Below are 17,487 nucleotides of genomic sequence, written 5' to 3' on the forward strand. Positions count from 1 at the left end.
CCCTTAGCCGACAATCAAGGAAACAAGCCAGCCGAGCAGGGAATCAAGCCCCCACAACAGCAACGCCATAACCAGCACAACAGCCACAACGATCAACGTGGTCTGCGTGGTTTCTTGGCGAGTTGGCCATACGACTTTACGAATCTCAGTGCGAGCTTCCTTAACCAGTACAAAGAAAGACTTGCCCTTGACTGTTTGCAGGCCTACAAAGGCAGCTACAGCAGCAATGGCGAGCAAAGCTAGCACGCGGTACAGGATCGGCGAAGCAGAGTAATACTGATTGCCAACAACGCCAACAACCACCAAAGCAACTACTACTAGCCACTTGAGCAGATCGAAGCGAGAGCCTTGAGCTTCAGCTTTAGGAGTCATCTATGAAGATCCTGTGAAAAGAAAGCCAGACACACCAAGTGAATCTGGCAGGTCAGGAGGGAATCGAACCCCCAACCTACGGTTTTGGAGACCGTCGCTCTGCCAATTGAGCTACTGACCTAAAACAAAATCAGGCCGACCATTATGCCGGCCCGAAAAAGACATTACAACAACTTACTCGATGACTTTAGCTACGACACCGGCGCCGACGGTACGACCGCCTTCACGAATGGCGAAACGCAGACCATCTTCCATTGCGATGGTTTTGATCAGAGTGACCGTCATTTGGACGTTATCACCTGGCATCACCATTTCAACGCCTTCCGGCAGTTCGCAGTTACCGGTCACGTCGGTGGTCCGGAAGTAGAACTGTGGACGGTAGCCTTTGAAGAATGGCGTATGACGACCACCCTCTTCCTTGCTCAGAACGTAAACTTCAGCGGTGAACTTGGTATGAGGCTTGACAGTGCCCGGCTTGACCAGAACCTGGCCACGCTCAACATCATCACGCTTGGTACCACGCAGCAATACGCCGCAGTTCTCGCCAGCACGACCTTCATCGAGCAGCTTGCGGAACATCTCAACACCAGTGCAAGTAGTTTTGACAGTGTCACGAAGACCAACAATCTCAACTTCTTCCTGAATGCGGACAATGCCACGCTCAACACGACCAGTCACAACAGTACCGCGACCGGAGATCGAGAAAACATCCTCGATCGGCATCAGGAACGGCTTATCAATAGCACGCTCAGGCTGCGGAATGTAGCTATCCAGAGTCTCGACCAACTTCTTGACGGCAGTAGTACCCATCTCATTGTCGTCTTGACCGTTCAACGCCATCAGCGCAGAACCAATGATGATCGGAGTGTCATCACCTGGGAAATCGTAAGTGCTCAGCAGGTCGCGCACCTCCATCTCAACCAGCTCCAGCAGCTCCGCATCATCAACCATGTCAGCCTTGTTCAGGAAGACAACGATATACGGAACGCCAACCTGGCGGGACAGCAGGATGTGCTCACGAGTTTGCGGCATCGGACCATCAGCGGCCGAGCAAACCAGAATCGCACCATCCATCTGGGCAGCACCGGTAATCATGTTTTTTACGTAGTCAGCGTGACCTGGACAGTCAACATGTGCGTAGTGACGCACGGCCGAATCGTATTCAACGTGAGCGGTGTTGATGGTGATACCACGAGCTTTTTCTTCAGGGGCGCTATCGATCTTGTCGAAGTCAACCTTTGCCGAACCGAAAACTTCGGAGCAGACACGGGTCAAAGCAGCAGTCAGAGTGGTTTTACCGTGATCGACGTGACCAATGGTACCAACGTTGACGTGAGGCTTATTACGTTCGAACTTTTCCTTAGCCATCAAAATCACCCCTAGGAGAAGAATTGAGCAGGTCAAACAAGCCATTAAAACAAAGGCAGATATTTTCATATCTGCCTTGTTATATGGAGCTCTTGAGCGGATTTGAACCGCTGACCTCACCCTTACCAAGGGTGTGCTCTACCAACTGAGCTACAAGAGCGTAACACTATGCAGGATCTGCAAACTTGGAGCGGGTAGCGGGAATCGAACCCGCATCATCAGCTTGGAAGGCTGAGGTTCTACCACTAAACTATACCCGCGGAGCTTGCAGCTCTCGCTAAAAATGGTGGAGGGGGAAGGATTCGAACCTTCGAAGTCGTAGACGTCAGATTTACAGTCTGATCCCTTTGGCCGCTCGGGAACCCCTCCTAAGCGAGCCGGCATTCTATATCATGCCAGCCTTCTGTCAAGCATTTTCTCATTAAAAACCTGAGGTTAGCTGCGTTGACACCACTTTGCGGTGTTAACCATTAAAGGTCTTCACTGCGAAGCGGGCGCCATTCTATGCAAACTATTCGGCGGGTGCAACCCCCTCGCACGGCATTATTTTATGTTTTAACTCATTGAATTCTCTAGAAAGGTTTTTCAGCTGCGAATCATCCAGCCAACGCCGGCTTTCTGGTGCCACACGCACCCAGTAACCATCAGACTCGGCGGGGGCCCTCAGCAAGGACTCGAACTTGATTTCCATACCACTCAATCGCCGCTCAACCGCCTGAGCCGCTTCCTGACGAGTAAAACCGCCAAGATAGAGACATCCATCGTCTGCCTGGGCAGGCTTTCCTTTGTCACGAGCCGCATCAGTCGTTTCACTCAACAAGCGAATGTCCTGCTGCGAACCCCGATACAAACTCAAAGGGGTTACATCCTTTGCGCGCAGAGGAGCCTCTTGTTGGTGCCAGATGTAATAGAACACATTGAGGACAAGCAGCAGCAGAAACAACCAACGCATAAAAACCTCAGGATAAGGGACACGCCATCGCCAAACCTACAAAAACCAGATCGGGAACCAACCTGGCCCCAGGCACGATCTCGGAAACCAAATCTGCGTCTCCCCCAGTGAGGAACACCGCAAAATCCTCCCCCCAATAGCTACGCGCCAGCTCTAGCTGTGTCAGGACAAAGCCTCTCAGCATCAACGAGCATCCCCGCTCGACCGCTTCGACAGTTGTCCGACCAGGAACAAGACTTTCCAGAGCGCGCTCCGCCGCCAGATCCCCATAACGAATTTTACGGGTATGGGTACGCAGCTGGTTTCGCATCAACGGCATGCCCGGACATATAAACCCTCCGAGATGCTCTCCATCCCCGGAAATAAAATCAGAAGTAACAGCTGTACCAAAATCGAGCACAAGACACGCGCCCGAGGCAAGACGGAATCCTCCCAGCATCGCCAGCCAACGATCGAGCCCTAGCCGCTCGAACTCCTCATAGCCATTACGAACCCCGGACATTTCGCGGGACGGAGCCGCACATACCACCGACACACCAAAAGCTTCTGTCAGCAGAGAAATCAGCGCACTGGTTTCTTCGGCAGTCCTGACACTGACCAACCGACAAAATTTGAGAGCGAGCCCTTTAAGCGCTTTCAAACTCTCCAACAAAGCGAGATCCGAATCAACGACGCCCTCACCAACCACCCGCCGAACATCCGCGTCGAGCACACGCCACTTGATAAAACTGTTTCCGCAGTCGAGCTCAAGAATCATCACGCAACCTCAGACTGAGCTCACCACCACTAAAGACTTTTTCCACACCACCCACCTTCAAGCGCAGAGCACCCTGACTATCAATACCCAGCACTTCGCCTTCTATATGGTTAACACCTGCGATCAACGACACGGCCCGCCCCTGCCAGAGATGATTTTGCTCCCACTCTGCCTGGATAGCTGAAAATCCGTCGACTTGATGACGACACAGATATGCCTGGAGCATCGCGCCCAACTCCCCGATCAAGTGATTACGATCAAACACCTTGCCCGACTCTAGCCGCATGGACGTCCACTGCTGATCTACCTCATCGGTAATCTGCATGTTCACATTAATTCCCACACCCAGCACAACGTGACACACATCAGCAGGATCTCCCACCAGCTCGAGCAATATCCCGGCAATCTTCTTCTGACCAACCAGAACATCGTTGGGCCACTTCAATCCAGCCCCCGAAATACCGAGTTCACGCAGGGCCTGCATGACGGCAAGCCCAACAACAAGACTCAAGCCTTCCAGCTGACGCATTCCACCTTCAATACGCAGCACGAGGCTGTAATAGATGTTTTCCGCGAATGGACTCGCCCATTTACGTCCACGCCGCCCACGACCTGCAGTTTGCCGTTCGGCAAGCACCAGAAAGGGTGCCGCCTGCCCCCGCTCTATGGCGCGCAAAGCCTCGGCATTAGTGGAGTCAATTGAATCAAAAACCAGGATGGGCCAATCACAAGAAGGCGCCTGCTCTCTTATCTCGACAGGATCAAGCAGCGTCAATGGCGCAGCCAGTTGATAGCCGCGACCCCGCACCTTATGAATGGATAATCCCAGCTCCGCTTCTAAATGCTGAAGCTGCTTCCAAACGGCACTACGACTGATACCCAAGGCGACGCCCAAGGCCTGACCCGAATGGAATCGGCCATCTTTAAGAAGCTTTAACAATGTCAGCATGCAAGTCTCGCCTCACAATGAGGCCCGCATGATAGCCATGCCCCGCGCCATTGCATAGAAACCCTACAGGTCAGTTTTCCTGCGGACAAAACAAAACCCCTACCTGCATACGCAGATAGGGGTTTCGGAATTTAATCTTGACGATGACCTACTCTCACATGGGGAAACCCCACACTACCATCGGCGATGCATCGTTTCACTGCTGAGTTCGGGATGGGATCAGGTGGTTCCAATGCTCTATGGTCGTCAAGAAATTCGGTAGCCAGGTCGTTTGCCTTGCGGCTCACGCTCCAGCGAATGGGTATGCGATAGATTTGTGTGTTACGTTGCGAATTTTCGACTCGTGTCGTCTTCACACACCGCAATCTGGTGCCTCTTCAGGTCAGCAAATTGCTTGGGTGTTATATGGTCAAGCCTCACGGGCAATTAGTATTGGTTAGCTCAACGCCTCACAGCGCTTACACACCCAACCTATCAACGTCGTAGTCTTCGACGGCCCTTCAGGGGACTCAAGGTCCCAGTGAGATCTCATCTTGAGGCTAGTTTCCCGCTTAGATGCTTTCAGCGGTTATCTATTCCGAACATAGCTACCCGGCAATGCCACTGGCGTGACAACCGGAACACCAGAGGTTCGTCCACTCCGGTCCTCTCGTACTAGGAGCAGCCCCTCTCAAATCTCAAACGTCCACGGCAGATAGGGACCGAACTGTCTCACGACGTTCTAAACCCAGCTCGCGTACCACTTTAAATGGCGAACAGCCATACCCTTGGGACCGGCTTCAGCCCCAGGATGTGATGAGCCGACATCGAGGTGCCAAACACCGCCGTCGATATGAACTCTTGGGCGGTATCAGCCTGTTATCCCCGGAGTACCTTTTATCCGTTGAGCGATGGCCCTTCCATACAGAACCACCGGATCACTAAGACCTACTTTCGTACCTGCTCGACGTGTCTGTCTCGCAGTCAAGCGCGCTTTTGCCTTTATACTCTACGACCGATTTCCGACCGGTCTGAGCGCACCTTCGTACTCCTCCGTTACTCTTTAGGAGGAGACCGCCCCAGTCAAACTACCCACCATACACTGTCCTCGATCCGGATAACGGACCTGAGTTAGAACCTCAAAGTTGCCAGGGTGGTATTTCAAGGTTGGCTCCACGCGAACTGGCGTCCACGCTTCAAAGCCTCCCACCTATCCTACACAAGCAAATTCAAAGTCCAGTGCAAAGCTATAGTAAAGGTTCACGGGGTCTTTCCGTCTAGCCGCGGATACACTGCATCTTCACAGCGATTTCAATTTCACTGAGTCTCGGGTGGAGACAGCGCCGCCATCGTTACGCCATTCGTGCAGGTCGGAACTTACCCGACAAGGAATTTCGCTACCTTAGGACCGTTATAGTTACGGCCGCCGTTTACCGGGGCTTCGATCAAGAGCTTCGCGTTAGCTAACCCCATCAATTAACCTTCCGGCACCGGGCAGGCGTCACACCCTATACGTCCACTTTCGTGTTTGCAGAGTGCTGTGTTTTTAATAAACAGTCGCAGCGGCCTGGTATCTTCGACCGGCATGGGCTTACGCAGTAAATGCTTCACCCTCACCGGCGCACCTTCTCCCGAAGTTACGGTGCCATTTTGCCTAGTTCCTTCACCCGAGTTCTCTCAAGCGCCTTGGTATTCTCTACCCAACCACCTGTGTCGGTTTGGGGTACGGTTCCTGGTTACCTGAAGCTTAGAAGCTTTTCTTGGAAGCATGGCATCAACCACTTCGTCACCCAAAGGGTAACTCGTCATCAGCTCTCGGCCTTAGAATCCCGGATTTACCTAAGATTCCAGCCTACCACCTTAAACTTGGACAACCAACGCCAAGCTGGCCTAGCCTTCTCCGTCCCTCCATCGCAATAACCAGAAGTACAGGAATATTAACCTGTTTTCCATCGACTACGCTTTTCAGCCTCGCCTTAGGGACCGACTAACCCTGCGTCGATTAACGTTGCGCAGGAAACCTTGGTCTTTCGGCGTGGGTGTTTTTCACACCCATTGTCGTTACTCATGTCAGCATTCGCACTTCTGATACCTCCAGCAAGCTTCTCAACTCACCTTCACAGGCTTACAGAACGCTCCTCTACCGCATCACCTAAGTGATACCCGTAGCTTCGGTGTATGGTTTGAGCCCCGTTACATCTTCCGCGCAGGCCGACTCGACTAGTGAGCTATTACGCTTTCTTTAAAGGGTGGCTGCTTCTAAGCCAACCTCCTAGCTGTCTAAGCCTTCCCACATCGTTTCCCACTTAACCATAACTTTGGGACCTTAGCTGACGGTCTGGGTTGTTTCCCTTTTCACGACGGACGTTAGCACCCGCCGTGTGTCTCCCATGCTCGGCACTTGTAGGTATTCGGAGTTTGCATCGGTTTGGTAAGTCGGGATGACCCCCTAGCCGAAACAGTGCTCTACCCCCTACAGTGATACATGAGGCGCTACCTAAATAGCTTTCGAGGAGAACCAGCTATCTCCGAGCTTGATTAGCCTTTCACTCCGATCCACAGGTCATCCGCTAACTTTTCAACGGTAGTCGGTTCGGTCCTCCAGTTAGTGTTACCCAACCTTCAACCTGCCCATGGATAGATCGCCCGGTTTCGGGTCTATTCCCAGCGACTAGACGCCCTATTAAGACTCGCTTTCGCTACGCCTCCCCTATTCGGTTAAGCTCGCCACTGAAAATAAGTCGCTGACCCATTATACAAAAGGTACGCAGTCACCCAACAAAGTGGGCTCCCACTGCTTGTACGCATACGGTTTCAGGATCTATTTCACTCCCCTCTCCGGGGTTCTTTTCGCCTTTCCCTCACGGTACTAGTTCACTATCGGTCAGTCAGTAGTATTTAGCCTTGGAGGATGGTCCCCCCATATTCAGACAAAGTTTCTCGTGCTCCGTCCTACTCGATTTCATGACTAAGAGATTTTCGCGTACAGGGCTATCACCCACTATGGCCGTACTTTCCAGAACGTTCCGCTAATCTCAAAGCCACTTAAGGGCTAGTCCCCGTTCGCTCGCCACTACTAAGGGAATCTCGGTTGATTTCTTTTCCTCAGGGTACTTAGATGTTTCAGTTCCCCTGGTTCGCCTCTTAAGCCTATGTATTCAGCTTAAGATAACCATCTTATGATGGCTGGGTTCCCCCATTCAGACATCTCCGGATCAAAGTCTGTTTGCCGACTCCCCGAAGCTTTTCGCAGGCTACCACGTCTTTCATCGCCTCTGACTGCCAAGGCATCCACCGTATGCGCTTCTTCACTTGACCATATAACCCCAAGCAATCTGGTTATACTGTGAAGACGACATTCGCCGAAAATTCGCAATTTAACTCACAAATTTTACCTTAGCCTGATCCGTTACCAGTGAAAGTAACGTTCAGTCTATCTTTCTATCACATACCCAAATTTTTAAAGAACGATCTAATCCAAAGACTAGAAATCAACATTCACCATCGTGCGATGGAATGCTCATTTCTAAGCTTTCAACAAACAGAAGCAGTAGTGGTGGAGCCAAACGGGATCGAACCGTTGACCTCCTGCGTGCAAGGCAGGCGCTCTCCCAGCTGAGCTATGGCCCCGTATTTCTACAGGTTCCCACACAAAATTGGTGGGTCTGGGCAGATTCGAACTGCCGACCTCACCCTTATCAGGGGTGCGCTCTAACCAACTGAGCTACAGACCCAATTTCGAGCTTTAAGGCCGACCTCACCCTGCTCTTTACCACAGAGCATGGGGTGCGCTCCAACCAACTAAGCTACAACCTGTTAGGGCTGCTTCTTATCGTCTTCTTCAATGAATCAAGCAATTCGTGTGGGAGCTTATGGAGCAGCTGATGTCGTCGATTAAGGAGGTGATCCAGCCGCAGGTTCCCCTACGGCTACCTTGTTACGACTTCACCCCAGTCATGAATCACACCGTGGTAACCGTCCTCCCGAAGGTTAGACTAGCTACTTCTGGTGCAACCCACTCCCATGGTGTGACGGGCGGTGTGTACAAGGCCCGGGAACGTATTCACCGCGACATTCTGATTCGCGATTACTAGCGATTCCGACTTCACGCAGTCGAGTTGCAGACTGCGATCCGGACTACGATCGGTTTTCTGGGATTAGCTCCACCTCGCGGCTTGGCAACCCTCTGTACCGACCATTGTAGCACGTGTGTAGCCCAGGCCGTAAGGGCCATGATGACTTGACGTCATCCCCACCTTCCTCCGGTTTGTCACCGGCAGTCTCCTTAGAGTGCCCACCATTACGTGCTGGTAACTAAGGACAAGGGTTGCGCTCGTTACGGGACTTAACCCAACATCTCACGACACGAGCTGACGACAGCCATGCAGCACCTGTCTCAATGTTCCCGAAGGCACCAATCCATCTCTGGAAAGTTCATTGGATGTCAAGGCCTGGTAAGGTTCTTCGCGTTGCTTCGAATTAAACCACATGCTCCACCGCTTGTGCGGGCCCCCGTCAATTCATTTGAGTTTTAACCTTGCGGCCGTACTCCCCAGGCGGTCAACTTAATGCGTTAGCTGCGCCACTAAGAGCTCAAGGCTCCCAACGGCTAGTTGACATCGTTTACGGCGTGGACTACCAGGGTATCTAATCCTGTTTGCTCCCCACGCTTTCGCACCTCAGTGTCAGTATCAGTCCAGGTGGTCGCCTTCGCCACTGGTGTTCCTTCCTATATCTACGCATTTCACCGCTACACAGGAAATTCCACCACCCTCTACCATACTCTAGCTTGTCAGTTTTGAATGCAGTTCCCAGGTTGAGCCCGGGGATTTCACATCCAACTTAACAAACCACCTACGCGCGCTTTACGCCCAGTAATTCCGATTAACGCTTGCACCCTCTGTATTACCGCGGCTGCTGGCACAGAGTTAGCCGGTGCTTATTCTGTCGGTAACGTCAAAACACTTACGTATTAGGTAAATGCCCTTCCTCCCAACTTAAAGTGCTTTACAATCCGAAGACCTTCTTCACACACGCGGCATGGCTGGATCAGGCTTTCGCCCATTGTCCAATATTCCCCACTGCTGCCTCCCGTAGGAGTCTGGACCGTGTCTCAGTTCCAGTGTGACTGATCATCCTCTCAGACCAGTTACGGATCGTCGCCTTGGTGAGCCATTACCTCACCAACTAGCTAATCCGACCTAGGCTCATCTGATAGCGCAAGGCCCGAAGGTCCCCTGCTTTCTCCCGTAGGACGTATGCGGTATTAGCGTCCGTTTCCGAGCGTTATCCCCCACTACCAGGCAGATTCCTAGGCATTACTCACCCGTCCGCCGCTCGCCACCAGGTACAAGTACCCGTGCTGCCGCTCGACTTGCATGTGTTAGGCCTGCCGCCAGCGTTCAATCTGAGCCATGATCAAACTCTTCAGTTCAAACATCTTTGGGTTTTTAAGAAACCCTAAACTTGGCTCAGCAATCGTTGGTTACATCTTTGATTTCTCGCGGAGTAACTTGTGATGCTGATAATCTTGTTGACTATCAGTCTGACTCCACAAGCACCCACACGAATTGCTTGATTCAGTTGTTAAAGAGCGGTTGGTTAAGATCTTTCGTCTCAACCGAGGCGCGCATTCTACAGCAGCCTCTGTTGCTGTCAAGCGGTTATTTTTCGAAGTTTTCAAAGTTTCCTTTGCAACTTCAACCACTTGCGCTTCCGATCTCTCGTTAGCGGGAGGCGAATTCTACAGCGTTACTCGCTGCTGTCAACACCTCTTTTACACCGCTTTCGACCGAGAAGATCGAATCGTTAAAAGAGCCAAACAACCTCGCTCTTTCAACTCCTTCTGGGCTTCGATGACCTGAAACAACTCGCTGTCGAAAACTGCGTAACTCATTGTTTACCAAGGAGTTTCCCGTTTCGACTGCGCCGGAAGTGGGGCGAATTATAGACTTCCAGAATCTGCCGTCAACCCCTGATTTCAGGTTTATTCGGATTTGAGCGTAATACGCGCAAATGCCTTCTTTCCGGCCTGGCAAACATGGGTTGCACCAAGTACATATATAAAGGTGCGATCGACAACCTCACCATCTATACGCACACCACCGGAATTCAGCAGATCACGAGCCACCGCCGAGTTCTTCACCAGGCCTGCCTTATTAAGGACAGCTGCAATCGGCATGTCTTCAGTAGCCGTCAATTCGATCTCTGGCAGATCGTCCGGCAGCTCACCATCCTTCATACGGTTGCCCGCTGCACGGTGAGCATTAGCCGCAGCCTCTTCACCATGGAAACGCGCAACGATTTCTTCGGCCAGCTTGATCTTGATATCACGCGGATTGGCACCCGCCTCGACATCAGCACGGAATGCGTTGATCTCATCCATGGAACGGAAGCTGAGCAATTCGAAGTAGCGCCACATCAGCGCATCCGGAATAGAGACCAGCTTGCCGTACATGACGCCCGGCGCTTCCTGGATACCGACGTAGTTGCCCAAGGACTTGGACATCTTCTTCACGCCATCCAGACCTTCGAGCAGCGGCATGGTCAGAATGCATTGAGCCTCTTGACCATAACCACGCTGCAGCTCACGCCCCATCAGCAGGTTGAACTTCTGATCGGTACCACCCAACTCGACGTCCGCGCGCAAAGCAACCGAGTCATACCCTTGAACCAACGGATAGAGGAACTCGTGAATGGCGATTGGCTGATTGGTGGTGTAGCGCTTGTCGAAGTCATCGCGCTCAAGCATGCGAGCCACAGTGTACTGCGAAGTCAGACGAATGAAGTCCGCCGGCCCCATCTGATCCATCCAGGTGGAGTTGAACGCTACTTCCGTCTTGGCTGGATCAAGAATCTTGAAGACCTGAGTCTTGTAGGTCTCGGCATTCTCGAGAACCTGCTCGCGGGTGAGCGGAGGACGCGTCGCGCTCTTGCCACTCGGATCACCAATCATCCCGGTGAAGTCACCTATAAGGAAGATCACTTGGTGACCCAGCTCCTGGAACTGGCGCAGCTTATTAATAAGCACGGTATGACCCAGGTGCAAATCCGGCGCAGTCGGATCGAAGCCTGCCTTAATACGTAGCGGTTGGCCACGCTTGAGCTTTTCGATCAGCTCGGACTCGACCAACAGTTCTTCCGCACCACGTTTTATCAGCGCTAGCTGCTCTTCAACCGACTTCATAACAGACCCGCAAGGCTCGAATTCAAAGGGAACCAACCATACAAGATCACGCGTCAAATACAAAGTTTGGCCGGCGCAATGACGCCAATCCGCTGGCAGAGTGACCATGGACTTGCTTCAGAGATGATTTGGTTATATTTTATACAGTTATTTCATCTTCATCATGTCATTCATCTTTTCCAATTCATCTTTTTCAAAGTCAAAAATTACCTATGACCAAAGAATCGTCTAAAGCGCCACCGCTTTACCCGAAGACCCACCTGCTCGCAGCAAGTGGTATCGCCGCTCTTCTGAGCCTGGCGCTTCTGGTATTTCCTTCCAGTGATGTAGAAGCCAAAAAGACGACGCTGAGTCTTGAACTGGAAAGACCTGCTGAACAACTGACACAAGATCAAGACGCTGCCGAAGCCGTTCAAGCCACAAATGAGCCGGCAGCTTCTCCTTTTGCGCAGATCGAAAACAGCGCCGAAGAGACTCAGGAAACCGCCCAGGCCGAGCCTGCACCTGCCCCGGTGATCGAAGAAAAGAAGGCCCCAAACCACAGGGAAGTGATCGTTTCCAAAGGCGATACGCTGTCCACACTGTTTGAGAAAGTCGGCCTCCCCGCCACTTCGGTCCATGAAGTACTGGCCAGCGACAAGCAGGCCAAGCAGTTCAGCCAACTCAAGCACGGCCAGAAACTCGAATTCGAACTGACCCCCGATGGCCTGCTGACCAACTTGCACAGCAAGGTCAGCGACGTCGAAAGCATTACCCTGACCAAGAATGACAAGGGTTTTACGTTCAACCGCATTACCGCCAAACCTACCGTGCGTTCCGCCTACGTTCATGGCGTGATCAAAAGCTCGCTGTCACAGTCTGCCGCGCGCGCCGGCCTGTCCCACAGCCTGACCATGGACATGGCCAGCGTGTTTGGCTATGACGTCGACTTCGCCCAGGATATTCGCCAGGGTGACGAGTTCGATGTGATCTACGAGCAGAAAGTCGTCAACGGCAAGGCTGTCGGCAACGGCCCGATCCTTTCCGCACGCTTCACCAACCGCGGCAAGACCTACACCGCTGTGCGTTACACCAACAAACAAGGCAACAGCAGCTACTACACCGCCGATGGCAACAGCATGCGCAAGGCGTTTATCCGCACACCGGTAGACTTTGCCCGCATCAGCTCGAAATTTTCCATGGGCCGCAAACACCCGATCCTGAACAAAATCCGCGCCCACAAAGGTGTCGATTACGCAGCACCACGCGGCACCCCGATCAAAGCGGCCGGTGACGGTAAAGTATTGCTGGCCGGTCGCCGTGGCGGCTACGGCAACACCGTGATCATCCAGCATGGCAACACCTACCGTACGCTGTACGGCCACATGCAAGGCTTCGCCAAAGGGGTCAAGACTGGCGGCAGCGTCAAGCAAGGCCAGGTGATCGGCTATATCGGCACAACCGGGCTCTCCACTGGCCCGCACTTGCACTACGAGTTCCAGGTCAATGGCGTGCACGTCGACCCACTGGGCCAGAAAGTTGCGATGGCCGATCCAATCTCCAAAGGAGAACGCGCACGCTTCCTTGCGCAGAGTCAGCCGTTGATGGCCCGTATGGACCAAGAGAAAGCCACAATGCTGGCTTCGAAGCGCTAAATCATGACGCTCTATATAGGTGTGATGTCCGGGACCAGCCTCGATGGCCTGGACATCGCGCTGATCGAGCTGACCCCGGCGATCAAGCTGATCGCCACTCACTACACCCCCATGCCTGATTCCCTGCACGCCGAGCTGCTTGGCTTGTGCGCCAGCGGCCCGGACGAGATTGCCCGCTCCGCCATCGCTCAGCAGAACTGGGTGACACTGGCCGCTCAGGGCATTAACGCCCTCCTCCAACAACACAACCTGAAACCCGAAGACATTCGCGCGATTGGCAGCCACGGCCAGACCATTCGCCACGAACCGGCGCGCGGTTTCACGGTGCAGATCGGCAACCCTGCCCTGCTCACCGAGTTGACCGGCATCACCGTGGTCAGCGACTTCCGCAGCCGTGACGTGGCCGCCGGCGGGCAAGGTGCACCGCTGGTTCCAGCCTTTCACGAAGCGTTGTTTGATGAACGTGCCGGTAATCGTGCGGTATTGAATGTTGGCGGATTCAGTAACCTGAGCCTGATCGAGCCTGGCAAACCCGTTGCCGGTTTCGACTGTGGCCCGGGCAATGTTCTGCTGGACGCGTGGATTCACCAGCAACGCGGCGACAACTTTGATCGCGATGGCCAATGGGCGGCCAGCGGCAAGGTTGAACCAATACTGCTGAATGAATTGCTGAGTGATCCGTTCTTCGTGACCAAGGGCCCGAAAAGCACCGGTCGCGAAGTGTTCAACCTGCCATGGCTGACACAGCACCTCTCGAAGCTGCCGAGCTTCACCGCTGAAGACGTGCAAGCAACCCTGCTTGAGCTGACCGCACTGACTATCGTCGAGTCATTGCAGCACGCCCAATCGGACACGCAGGAACTGCTGGTCTGCGGTGGCGGCGCGCACAACGCCACACTGATGAGACGCCTGGCCAGCCTGCTGCCGACCGCGACGGTCAGCAGCACCGCCGCTTACGGCGTAGACCCGGACTGGGTCGAAGCCATGGCCTTCGCCTGGCTAGCCCATTGCTGCCTTGAAGGCATCGCTGCCAATCGCCCGAGCGTTACCGGCGCCCGCGGCCTGCGCGTACTCGGCGCCATCTACCCGGCATAAACGCCACACAGCAAAACGCCGCAAAGCCCTGAAGCCATGCGGCGCCTGGTAATGCGGTGAAGCGCGATCAGATCGAGAACGAAGAGCCGCAGCCACACGTGGTGCTGGCGTTCGGATTCTTGATCACAAAGCGCGAACCTTCCAGACCTTCCTGATAATCCACCTCGGCACCTGCCAGATACTGGAAGCTCATCGGATCAACGACCAGACTCACCCCTTCGCGTTCGACGATGGTGTCGTCATCGGCCACTTCTTCATCGAAGGTAAAGCCGTACTGAAAACCTGAACAACCGCCGCCCGTAACGAATACGCGCAGTTTCAAGCGATCATTCCCCTCTTCATCGACCAGGCTCTTCACCTTGTGCGCGGCACCGTGGGTGAATTGCAAAGCCGTGGGGGTGAAGGATTCGACGCTCATGCTAACTATCTCCCGGCGTTACGCCGCCATAATGCGTGATGACGCGCATTATCCGCTTCTCCTAGAAAATCGGTCAACTATTGTTACGGTATATCAATAAACCCGATTGCCGGCTCGAAATGCAAAAAGGCCCGTCAGACGGGCCTTTTTGCTGAGCGGGCTAAAGCCTTACGGCAACATGCCAGCGTGGGACAAGCCCAGGCGCTCATCCAGCCCAAACAGGATGTTCATGTTCTGCACCGCCTGCCCCGACGCGCCTTTGACCAGGTTGTCGATCACCGACAACACCACCACCAGGTCACCATCCTGTGGACGGTGCACCGCAATACGGCAAACGTTGGCACCGCGCACGCTGCGGGTTTCCGGATGGCTGCCAGCGGGCATGACATCGACGAACGGTTCGTTGGCATAGCGCTTTTCAAACAGCGCCTGCAGATCCACCGAGCGATCCACGACCGTCGCGTAGAGCGTCGAGTGGATGCCTCGAATCATTGGCGTCAGGTGCGGAACGAACGTCAGACCGACGTCCTTGCCCGCAGCGCGACGCAGGCCCTGGCGGATTTCCGGCAGGTGACGGTGACCTTTGACGGCGTAAGCCTTCATGCTTTCCGACGTCTCGGAGTACAACGAACCTACAGACGCGCCACGACCGGCACCACTGACACCGGATTTGCAGTCAGCAATCAAGCGAGTGGTATCGGCCAGACCTGCTTCCAGCAATGGCAGGAAACCCAATTGCGTCGCGGTCGGGTAGCAACCCGGCACGGCGATCAGACGAGCCTGCTTGATCTGCTCGCGATTGACTTCCGGCAAGCCGTAAACCGCCTCTTCCAGCAGTTCCGGCGCGCCGTGCGGTTGACCGTACCACTTGGCCCACTCATCGGCGTCTTGCAGACGGAAGTCCGCCGACAGGTCGATGACTTTGGTCCCGGCCGCCAACAGTTCGCCGGCCAGGGCATGAGCAACACCGTGAGGCGTGGCGAAGAACACCACATCGCAAGCACCCAGCGTCTTGATGTCCGGAACGCTGAACGCCAGGCCATCGTAATGACCGCGCAGGTTCGGATACATATCAGCCACGGCCAGACCGGCCTCGGATCGGGAAGTGATCACTACCACTTCAGCTTGCGGATGCTGTGCCAACAGACGCAGCAGTTCGACACCGGTGTAACCCGTGCCGCCGACGATACCGACCTTGACCATAAACCTGCCCTCAACGAACCCACTGGAAAGCCGTCGATAATAGGGCCCGTATCGTCCTGCGACAACCGGCAAGGTGACGTGCGGACGCTCAAGCCTCTACTATCCGGGCTACCGTGAACCTGGGAATAACTAAAAATGCTTTATCTGTGGCTCAAAGCGCTTCACATCGTCAGCATGGTCTGCTGGTTTGCCGGCCTGTTTTACCTGCCGCGCCTGTTCGTCTATCACGCTCAAAGCGAAGACACCGTCAGCAAGGAACGCTTCAGTATCATGGAGCGCAAGCTGTACCGGGGCATCATGGGGCCGGCGATGATCGCCACCCTGGTATTCGGCATCGCACTGATCGCCCTCAACCCCAGCATCTTCAGCCAAGGCGCGTGGATACACGCCAAGTTGACCCTGGTGGTGATCCTGATCGGCTACCACCACATGTGCGGCGCCCAGGTGAAACGTTTTGCCCGTGGCGAGAACACCCGCAGTCATGTCTTTTATCGCTGGTTCAATGAAGTGCCGGTTCTGATATTGCTGGCCATTGTAATTCTGGTCGTCGTTCGACCGTTCTAACTCCAATAAGCACAACTCACCGGAGTACTTCCAATGTCGCTGCCCGCTCTGCTCGAACAACGCTTGCGTCTACCAGTGGTGGCAGCGCCGATGTTCCTGATTTCCAACCCACAATTGGTGCTCGCCTGCTGCCGTAATGGCGTGGTGGGCAGCTTCCCCGCACTGAATCAGCGCGAGAGCAGCGGCTTCAAGGCCTGGCTGGAAGAGATCGAAGCAGGATTGGCGACATTGGAGAATCCGGCGCCTTATGCGGTGAACCTGATCGTCCACAACAGCAACCCGCGGCTGCAAGCGGACCTGGCGATCTGCATCGAGCACAAAGTGCCGATTGTGATCACCAGTCTCGGCGCTGTGAAAGAACTGGTCGATGCAGTGCACAGCTATGGCGGTCTGGTGTTCCATGACGTGACGACTCGTCGCCATGCAGAGAAAGCTGCCGAGGCAGGGGTCGACGGTTTGATCGCCGTGGCAGCAGGCGCCGGTGGACACGCCGGAACCTGGAGCCCGTTCTCGCTGATTGCCGAGATACGCCAATTCTTCGACAAGACCCTGCTGCTGGCCGGTTGCCTGAACCACGGCCACGAGATTCTCGCGGCACAATTGCTCGGTGCGGATCTGGCCTACTTCGGTACGCGATTTATCGGCACCACCGAAAGTCATGCGCCTGACGCCTATAAAGAGATGCTGCTGACTTCCAGAGCCGCGGACATCGTCCATACTCCAGCGGTGTCGGGCGTACCCGCGAGCTTTATGCGTCAGAGCCTTGAGGCTGCGGGTTTCGACATGGCAGCGCTGCAAGGCAAAGGTGAGGTGGACTTCGGCTCCAAACTCAAGCCTATAAGCGATGAAGCCAAAGCCTGGAAAACCGTTTGGTCCGCAGGCCAGGGCGTCGGCGAAATCGATGACCTGCCGAGTGTCGATCAATTGGTCGCTCGTCTCGATGCCGAGTACCGCAAAGCACTGGAGCTGGCGGCAACGCTGCCCAAGCGCTGGCCGCGCTGACAGGAAAA

At 54.3% G+C, this 17,487-nt stretch carries 12 protein-coding genes, 6 tRNA genes and 3 rRNA genes; 4 read left to right on the forward strand and 17 right to left on the reverse strand.

What is annotated here, in order from left to right; all coding sequences use genetic code 11:
• Positions 1-3 precede the first annotated feature (3 nt).
• The 15 genes from secE to tyrS all read right to left on the reverse strand — a co-directional run bounded on the left by secE (position 4) and on the right by tyrS (position 11,563).
• Positions 4-372 carry a preprotein translocase subunit SecE gene (gene secE / locus ACA056_RS25945; RefSeq protein ID WP_008145488.1) on the reverse strand — a complete coding sequence of 123 codons (369 nt, stop codon included), beginning with the start codon at positions 370-372 and terminating at the stop codon, positions 4-6.
• Between the two features lie 45 nt (positions 373-417).
• A tRNA-Trp gene (locus ACA056_RS25950) sits at positions 418-493 on the reverse strand.
• A 53-nt stretch (positions 494-546) separates the two neighbouring features.
• A complete protein-coding gene (tuf, locus tag ACA056_RS25955) occupies positions 547-1,740 on the reverse strand; it encodes an elongation factor Tu (RefSeq protein WP_007896619.1) in 1,194 nt (397 codons plus the stop codon).
• A gap of 84 nt (positions 1,741-1,824) precedes the next feature.
• Positions 1,825-1,900, reverse strand: a tRNA-Thr gene (locus tag ACA056_RS25960).
• Positions 1,901-1,926: 26 nt separating this feature from the next.
• Positions 1,927-2,000, reverse strand: a tRNA-Gly gene (locus tag ACA056_RS25965).
• Between the two features lie 24 nt (positions 2,001-2,024).
• Positions 2,025-2,109, reverse strand: a tRNA-Tyr gene (locus tag ACA056_RS25970).
• A gap of 142 nt (positions 2,110-2,251) precedes the next feature.
• Complete coding sequence (locus ACA056_RS25975; RefSeq protein WP_497268735.1) at positions 2,252-2,692, reverse strand: hypothetical protein; 441 nt, start codon at positions 2,690-2,692, stop codon at positions 2,252-2,254.
• A gap of 7 nt (positions 2,693-2,699) precedes the next feature.
• Positions 2,700-3,449, reverse strand: coding sequence for a pantothenate kinase (locus tag ACA056_RS25980; RefSeq protein ID WP_497268737.1), 750 nt, complete (start codon positions 3,447-3,449; stop codon positions 2,700-2,702).
• Positions 3,439-4,398 carry a bifunctional biotin--[acetyl-CoA-carboxylase] ligase/biotin operon repressor BirA gene (gene birA, locus ACA056_RS25985; protein ID WP_497268739.1) on the reverse strand — a complete coding sequence of 320 codons (960 nt, stop codon included), beginning with the start codon at positions 4,396-4,398 and terminating at the stop codon, positions 3,439-3,441. The genes ACA056_RS25980 and birA overlap by 11 nt, the downstream gene beginning before the upstream one ends.
• 135 nt (positions 4,399-4,533) lie before the next feature.
• Positions 4,534-4,649: ribosomal RNA gene (gene rrf, locus ACA056_RS25990) — 5S ribosomal RNA — on the reverse strand.
• 154 nt (positions 4,650-4,803) lie between these two features.
• Positions 4,804-7,695 (reverse strand): 23S ribosomal RNA (locus ACA056_RS25995).
• A gap of 236 nt (positions 7,696-7,931) precedes the next feature.
• A tRNA-Ala gene (locus ACA056_RS26000) sits at positions 7,932-8,007 on the reverse strand.
• 27 nt (positions 8,008-8,034) lie between these two features.
• Positions 8,035-8,111: transfer RNA gene (locus ACA056_RS26005), tRNA-Ile, on the reverse strand.
• A gap of 161 nt (positions 8,112-8,272) precedes the next feature.
• Positions 8,273-9,811: ribosomal RNA gene (locus tag ACA056_RS26010) — 16S ribosomal RNA — on the reverse strand.
• The 16S, 23S and 5S rRNA genes sit together here with 2 tRNA genes alongside, the layout of an rRNA operon.
• Positions 9,812-10,363: 552 nt before the next feature.
• Positions 10,364-11,563 carry a tyrosine--tRNA ligase gene (gene tyrS / locus ACA056_RS26015; protein ID WP_010467228.1) on the reverse strand — a complete coding sequence of 400 codons (1,200 nt, stop codon included), beginning with the start codon at positions 11,561-11,563 and terminating at the stop codon, positions 10,364-10,366.
• Positions 11,564-11,775: 212 nt separating this feature from the next.
• Between tyrS and ACA056_RS26020 the strand changes: the two genes are divergently transcribed.
• Entirely contained in the window at positions 11,776-13,197 is a 1,422-nt protein-coding gene (locus tag ACA056_RS26020; RefSeq protein WP_497268741.1) for a peptidoglycan DD-metalloendopeptidase family protein, read from the forward strand.
• Between the two features lie 3 nt (positions 13,198-13,200).
• Positions 13,201-14,292, forward strand: coding sequence for an anhydro-N-acetylmuramic acid kinase (locus tag ACA056_RS26025; RefSeq protein WP_497268743.1), 1,092 nt, complete (start codon positions 13,201-13,203; stop codon positions 14,290-14,292).
• A 67-nt stretch (positions 14,293-14,359) separates the two neighbouring features.
• Here ACA056_RS26025 and erpA read toward each other — a convergent pair whose 3' ends face one another.
• Complete coding sequence (erpA, locus tag ACA056_RS26030) at positions 14,360-14,710, reverse strand: iron-sulfur cluster insertion protein ErpA (RefSeq protein WP_007947969.1); 351 nt, start codon at positions 14,708-14,710, stop codon at positions 14,360-14,362.
• 168 nt (positions 14,711-14,878) lie between these two features.
• On the reverse strand, positions 14,879-15,913 hold the full coding sequence (gene argC / locus ACA056_RS26035; protein ID WP_008147251.1) for an N-acetyl-gamma-glutamyl-phosphate reductase: 1,035 nt from the start codon (positions 15,911-15,913) through the stop codon (positions 14,879-14,881).
• A 135-nt stretch (positions 15,914-16,048) separates the two neighbouring features.
• Between argC and hemJ the strand changes: the two genes are divergently transcribed.
• Entirely contained in the window at positions 16,049-16,477 is a 429-nt protein-coding gene (gene hemJ / locus ACA056_RS26040) for a protoporphyrinogen oxidase HemJ (RefSeq protein ID WP_282481848.1), read from the forward strand.
• Between the two features lie 33 nt (positions 16,478-16,510).
• Complete coding sequence (locus tag ACA056_RS26045) at positions 16,511-17,479, forward strand: NAD(P)H-dependent flavin oxidoreductase (RefSeq protein ID WP_497268746.1); 969 nt, start codon at positions 16,511-16,513, stop codon at positions 17,477-17,479.
• The last annotated feature ends 8 nt before the right edge of the window (positions 17,480-17,487 follow it).

The organism is Pseudomonas sp. LBUM1666 (assembly GCF_059695775.1).